At 71.5% G+C, this 2,263-nt stretch carries 2 protein-coding genes; one reads left to right on the forward strand and one right to left on the reverse strand.

From position 1 onward, the window contains the following. Positions 1–255, forward strand: a 255-nt coding sequence (locus BKN37_RS26910; RefSeq protein ID WP_165618413.1) for an HAD family hydrolase, incomplete at its 5' end; no start/stop codon positions are given. Positions 256–259: 4 nt separating this feature from the next. Here the strand turns inward: BKN37_RS26910 and BKN37_RS26915 are convergent. Next, positions 260–1,870 carry an N-acetylmuramoyl-L-alanine amidase gene (locus BKN37_RS26915; RefSeq protein WP_071030330.1) on the reverse strand — a complete coding sequence of 537 codons (1,611 nt, stop codon included), beginning with the start codon at positions 1,868–1,870 and terminating at the stop codon, positions 260–262. Positions 1,871–2,263 lie beyond the last annotated feature (393 nt).

Here is a 2,263-nt window from a genome sequence, read left to right on the forward strand (position 1 = left end):
GGGCTGATCGAGATCGTGCCGGCCGGCATCAGCAAGGCCACCGGCGTGCAGGAGATCGCCGGGCCGCGGGGCATCGCCGACGAGGAGGTGGTGGCGTTCGGGGATATGCCCAACGACCTGCCGATGCTGCGGTGGGCCGGTCACGGGGTGGCGATGGGCAACGCGCATCCCGACGTGCTGGCCGCCGCCAACGAGGTCACCGCCGCCAACACCGACGACGGCCTGGCCCGGGTGCTGGAACGCTGGTGGCTGTAGCGGGTCAGGCGACCGGGGAGAAGCGTTCCACCTGGACCGGCGGTCCGTCCGGGGACGGCGGCGGCAGTTCTTCGGCGACGCCGTCGATGACCCGGGTGACGGTGCCGTTGAGCCGGTCGAAGTTCAACGTGCCGTGCTGGAAGTTCTGCCCGATCCACAGCGGCTCCTGGATCTCGCCGCTGGTCGGCAACCCCAGCGCGCCGCGCTCGTAACCCAGCGACGCCCAGGCGTCGTAGATCGCCCCGGTCAGCGGCTGGGCCCCGGTGTCCGGCGACCAGTACACCGCGCCGCGCTCGAAGGTGGCGTAGCGCGCCACCCCTTCTCCCCCGGCCTCGGGTGAGGTGGGCGCCCCCAGCGCGCTGTTCATGCCGCCCATTTCCTGCCACCGGCCGCCGATCGCGCCGCCCTGCAGCGCCTCGGCCAGCTCTTCGGGTCCGGGCGGGGTGTTGAACCGCGCCGCGGTGGCCCGGATCTCGTCCATCGCCGCATACCCGGCGTTGCCCGGGCATTCGGTGTTGCCGACGTCGCGGTGGGTGAAGATCGCCGGCAGCGTCGGGGTTGCGCCGCGCGGGAAGTGGGTGTTGGCGCCGCCCGCCGAGACCAGCGTCGCGGTGCCCAGCGGATCGACCCCGGCCAGGCCCAGCCGCCAGCCCAGCAGTCGGCCGACGGTCCGCAGTTGAATCGGCGTCGGCGGCTCATTTTCAAAGTTGCCGATCATCGCCACGCCCCAGGTGTCCCGGTTGAAGCCGCCGGTATGCGAGCCCACCACCGGTTTGTTCATCCCCCCGGCGCGGCCCTCGAAGACCTGGCCGTACTTGTCGACCAGGGCGTTGTAGGCGATGTCGCACCAGCCCAGGGTGCGGGTGTGATACGCGTAGATGGACTGCACGATCCCGGCCGAGTCCTGCGGCGCGTAATCGTTGCTTTCGGCGGTGTGGTGCACCACCGCGGCGCGCACCCCGGCGTCGTATTCGGTGTTGCCGCAGCGCATCGCCTCATCGGCGCCCCACTGCGCGCGGCTGATGATGTTGGGCGGCTGACCCGGCGGGACGATCGCGGTCGGCGGTGACCATTGGGTATCGACCGGCGCCCGCGGCGGCGAGATCAGCACCGCGGAGATGTTCTGCGCGAAGGGCTGTTCCACGGTGGCCGGGCGATATCCCAGGCCGGGTTTGGCGGCGTCGCTATCCGGTGGCGCCGCGGTGACCGGGGCGTCGGCGGGTCGACGGACCGCGATCTGCACGGTGGTGGTGCGGCCCACATAGACCGGCTCGGTGCCGCGCGGTCCGGGCGCGGCCGCGGCGTCGGCTTCCAGCGCCTCGGTGGCATACCAGGGTCCCCAGCTTCCGTCGCCGCGCTGGGCGCGCACCCGGGCCGACGTGCCGGTCAGGTCCGCGCCGGTCAGCGCGACCATGGAAAACGGGGTGTCCTGGTGCAGTTCGCGGATCGTCTCACCGGCGCCGAGGTCGGCGAGCGGCTGCTGGGCCAGTTGGGTGTGGGCGGCGTCGGGCGATTGCGCGCGGTCCCGCTCGCCGTGTACGGCCCACGGCAGCAGCACGACGGTCGCCGCGATGGCGGTGAACACGATCGTGGGCGCGGGACGTCGAGACGGCACGGCCCGATGTTACGTATGAGGCGGTTGTTACAGCTGCTATGACACGGTGTTTATGTGAACAAAGTGATTGGTAACGGCACCGCAGAGTCTCTGGGCCACCGGAGGATGAGGATCCGGGCCGACTCTGCGGTGCCGTTCGGGTGACAGGTTCTCGTCGTACGTCGAGTGGGGAGTTGTTCCACGCATCGCGGCGAATCGCGTGTCCTAACTGCCCACTCGGCGTCGCGTTACGGCAGAGGCGCCGCCGCGGCGGCATCCCCGGCGGCCGCGGCCGGTGCGGCCGCCGCCCCGCCCGCGCCTTGGGCGGCCTGGCTGATGGCCGGCATCACCATGCCCTTGAGCAGGTCAATGGCTTGCCCGGCGCCCAGCTGGTTCGCGGCGCTCATCACATCG

The sequence above is a fragment of the Mycobacterium talmoniae genome, assembly GCF_001854525.1.
GTDB lineage: Bacteria > Actinomycetota > Actinomycetes > Mycobacteriales > Mycobacteriaceae > Mycobacterium > Mycobacterium talmoniae.